Genomic DNA, 4,634 nt, shown 5'->3' with positions numbered 1-4,634 from the left:
GTTTACTTCTTCAACACACGGAATATAGACCTGATATCTGCTATTCAAACGAGAAAGGGGTATGAAATGTCCAAAGTAACTTTTATTAAAGGCATTGTTTCCGTTCCCATTGTTTTTGCTATACTTGCAGGATCTTCTGTTACAAATGCTTCATCTGGTGAGCCATTGCCCGCAACATATGCAACTATTTCAGCAAATAAAGCATTTTATGAACAGTTGAATTTTAAAGACAAGGAAGATTTCAAGGATGCACATAAAGGATTCATTGCACCCTTGAATATGAATCCAATAATAAATTCAAAAGGTGACGTAGTATGGGATAGTAATCGATATTCATTCATCAAAGAAGATCAGCAGGCAAGTAATACTGTAAACCCTAGCTTGTGGAGACAGGCACAATTACAAAATATAACAGGCTTATTTAAAGTGGTAGATGGCGTTTATCAAGTTCGGGGCCAGGATTTATCAGTGCTTTCCATTGTGGAAGGAAAAACAGGATTAATAGTTTTGGATACACTTTCTACAATTGAAACGGCCAAAGCAGCGATGGAGATTTATTTTGAACATCGACCCAAAAAACCGGTAAGTGCCATTGTTATTAGTCATAGTCATGCGGATCACTTTGGTGGTATAAAAGGCATTGCTCAGTACGCTGAAAATCCAGCTAATGTGCCCATTATTGTTCCCGCAGGTTTTAATGATGAAGCTCTAAGTGAAAACATTCTTTTAGGTAATATAATGTCTCGCCGTGCAGGTTATATGTTTGGAAATCTTTTACCCGCAAATGAAAGAGGGTTTGTTACTTCTGGCATTGGCCCGGGATTAAGTAACGGAACTTTTAGCTATTTGCCTCCAACAATGGAAGTAAAGGATGATATTCAAACGGTGGAAATAGACGGAATAACTTTTAAGTTTTTATTGACGCCGGATTCAGAAGCTCCATCTGAGATGCATTATTACATCAAAGATTACAAAACTTTAGTGGTAGCCGAAAACACCGGACACACGTTACATAACATTTATACATTAAGGGGAGCTAAAACCAGAGATACCTTAAAATGGGTTAAAGCACTTGATGAAACGGTTGATCTGTTTGGAAATGAAGATATAGATGCTATGGTTACCGCTCATACATGGCCCATTTGGGGAAAGGACCATGTTCTGGAGCAGTTGGAAAGTCAGCGTGATTTGTATAAATATATTCATGACCAAACGATACGATTAGCTAATTTAGGACTCACACCTGATGAAATCGCGGAAAAGTTAAAGCTTCCTGAAAAGTTGGATAAAGTTTGGGCCAATCGGGGGTATTACGGAACCTTGAAACACAACGTAAAAGCGGTGTATAACTTTTATTTAGGATATTTCAACGGTAATCCATCCGACTTGGATACTTTACCACAAGAAGAATCGGGCGCTAAATATATAGAGTATATGGGTGGGGAAAAGAAGGTCATTAAACAGGCAAGACTTGATTATAAAAAAGGGGAATATCGCTGGGTGGCTCAAGTCTTAAAGCATGTAGTCATGGCTAACCCCAAAAATACAGAAGCAAAAAATTTACTGGCTAATGCTTATGAACAATTAGGATACACTGCTGAATCTTCTGTGTGGCGTAATTTCTATCTAGCCGGCGCAGAGGAGTTAAGGAATGGTGTGGCAGACAAGAAGGGAACTGGCGGAATGATGACTCTCGATACGTTGCTCAATATGCCAATGGATGATTTCCTGAAATTCTTGTCCATTAAATTAAATGGAACAAAAGCTGAAAATAAAATTATGACATTCAATTTGACATTGACAGATTCGAAAACCAATTACATGTTCAATCTGGATAATTCTGTATTGAACTTCGAAAAAGGGAAAATGTCTTCCAACCCTGATGCAACATTAACATTAGATAGAATGACCTTTTATCAGATTGCTCTAGGTCGTGAAGATTTATCCAAAATGGAAGCGGCCGGTAAAGTTTCCATTTCCGGTGATAAAGAACAGTTCGAAGATTTCCTGTCTTTGCTTGATCAATTTCAGCCAAAGGTCAATATCGTTACTCCATGATAATCAATTACTTTATAGCATGATGGATCAAGTGACGAATATTTCTACCCGCGAGCCTACTTATTAGTCTCGTGGGCTTGAATGTATCTAATAATCATGTAGGCATTCCAGTTTCGTTTTTTTTAAATCATCATTGTCTTTTAGTGAAAACGCTCCTAATAGTCACAGAACAAAAATCAATAAGTGAATAGTGAATTTTCAAGCTTTGCCATTTTGAAAGGAATTGTAAGCGCTTCCCCTATAATTCGAAAGTTTTGTGAAAATATAAAAGATGGAGTGATGAGGAATGCAGCTGTATGCAAGTAAGAAACGAAAATTAGTGATCAGCGGCCTTTTATTTGTTGGAATGATTTTAAGCTTTTTTGATCGCGTTGCCATAAATGTCGGAATTATTCCCATTGGGGATGAGTTTCATCTCAATACGTCCCAGACAGGTTTTTTAATTAGTATATTTTTTGTTAGTTACTCACTCATGCAACCGCTTGGCGGATGGATGACCGATAAATATGGAGCAAGGGTCATGGTAACTGTTTCTTTGTTTAGTTGGTCACTGTTCACTGTTATGTCTGGGTTTGCTTGGTCATTCATGTCTTTATTATTCATTCGTTTTCTGTTCGGGTTAGGTGAAGGGCCTTTCTATCCTGCCAGTATGTCCACTATAAGAAATAACTTCCCGGAAGAAGAACGGGGCCGGGCAAATTCGTTTTTCCTGTCTGCCCAGAATATTGGCGGGATATTAGGTACTGCTCTTGCAGCTTCGATGGTTGTAGCTTTCGGTTGGCGGGGCATGTTTACCATTGCCGGAGTTCTGGGGATATTAATTTCTTTCGGTATTTGGTTCATTCTAAAGCCTCAAGGAACTCAAGAGGTTAAAAAAGACAACCCGAAACAAAAAAAGGTAGCCCTGAAACTATTATTTAAAATCGAAAACATTTGGAAACTCATATCTTTCAAGTTTATCTCAAATATTATCAACTATGGGCTGATCACTTGGATGCCTATATATTTGGTTAAGGAAAAAGGGGTTGATTTAATAGCCGCAGGGGGTTTATTGGCAATCCCTTATGTTTTTGGTTTCTTGATGTTTAATGTAAGCGGTTGGCTCCTTGATAAGCATATGGCTAACCGGGAGAAGTATCTTGCTGCAGCAGGAGCTTTATTATCGGCAATTTTTCTCTTTTTAATGTCTAACGCCACATCCATAGCACTTTTCATCACTTATCTCACTCTTAACTCCATAGCGCTGTCTTTCTTTGGAACCGTTCTATATACGATTATCATAAAATACTCACCAAAGGAACTTACGGGCTCTGCCTCCGGGCTTGTAACTTTTGCCGGTCAAATTGCAGGTGCGGTTTCTCCTTTAGCCATCGGTTTGATTATCAGTTTGTTTAATGACTCCTATAATGCAGCTTTCCTGTTTTTGGTGATAATGGCGTTATTGGGAACGGTTGTTGCCGTTTCTATAAAAAATAATCGGGCACAACCCGCTAAAGAATACGAAAAAACAACTACCATTGTATAAAACTGGCACTCTGCTTTTGACGAGACAGTTCTAGATGTCCTGGTTCTTCTTCTCTAAAATTGAAAGGGCTTTCTGTTCGAGGTATGATATGGGTAATAGGCTAGAAGGAGAATGAACAATGAATATAGAACAATTGGAATATATCATAAAGGTGGCCGAGGTAAACTCGATTTCCACTGCTTCAGAGAGCCTCCATATCTCTCAATCTGGAATCAGCATGGCCATTACCAGTCTGGAGAAGGAATTAGGTATAAAAATCTTCAAACGGTCACGGTTAGGAACCATACCTACAGAGGACGGAAAGGAAATCATCCAGAAGGCTCTTGAAGTATTAAGCAAATTGGAAGAAATAAGAGACAGTGCGCAAATACATTCAGATACGATGGAAAAAGAGTTACGCCTATCCTCTACACAGGGTTTATTTCTTACGGTTTTGCCTAAATCCTTGGCATTATTTAAGAAGAAGTATCCTGAGGTGAAAATCGTGATTGAAGAAAAAGGGGGACAAGAGATAACCGAAGAAGTACTGAATGATAAGATAGACATCGGGCTCTTGAACATTCCAAAGATTAAGCCAAAAGAACATGAGTTGGAATTTCAACCTTTAATGGAAGCAAAAGTGATTGTGTCGGTCAGTAAGAATTCCCCTTTAGCCAACCGTAAAAGCATAACCCCACAAGAGCTAATGGACCAAAATCTGGTCGTTTACAATGGACCAAGAATGAAGGCGTTCATTAAAGGTTTTTTTGATCATTACGGTGAGATGAATATCTTGTTTTTCACAAATAATACGGAAATCATCAAAAAAACCGTCGCTGAGGGATTAGCCATTGCCTTTTCCTATGATATTGGAGTGAACAGCGACCCCTATTTCCTAAGCGGGGAACTTGTGGCCATTCCTTTGGTGGAGTTAGAAAATAATACAATGGAATTCGGTTATGTTCGCTCTAAGAAGCAGTATTTTTCAAAAGCTGCCAGGGAATTTATTAAATGTCTCGAATTCTATACTGCTCTTAAATATTAGTTTCCCATGATGAAGGGGAACTAATAT

General features: G+C 38.5%; 3 protein-coding genes. All 3 read left to right on the top strand.

The features are described from left to right. A partial coding sequence (locus tag ACFRAK_RS27100) for an alkyl/aryl-sulfatase (protein WP_394572893.1) occupies window positions 1-2,058 on the top strand: 2,058 nt, incomplete at its 5' end. Between the two features lie 286 nt (window positions 2,059-2,344). Continuing rightward, window positions 2,345-3,583, top strand: coding sequence for an MFS transporter (locus tag ACFRAK_RS27095; RefSeq protein ID WP_387708467.1), 1,239 nt, complete (start codon window positions 2,345-2,347; stop codon window positions 3,581-3,583). Between the two features lie 118 nt (window positions 3,584-3,701). After that, the gene (locus ACFRAK_RS27090; protein WP_387595785.1) at window positions 3,702-4,607 is read left to right on the top strand and encodes a LysR family transcriptional regulator; all 906 of its coding nucleotides are present in this window, start codon (window positions 3,702-3,704) and stop codon (window positions 4,605-4,607) included. Window positions 4,608-4,634 lie beyond the last annotated feature (27 nt).

It is taken from the genome of Peribacillus sp. NPDC056705 (genome assembly GCF_043656335.1).
Note: the sequence above shows the minus strand (reverse complement) of the source record. Positions and strands in the feature narration are given on the sequence as shown.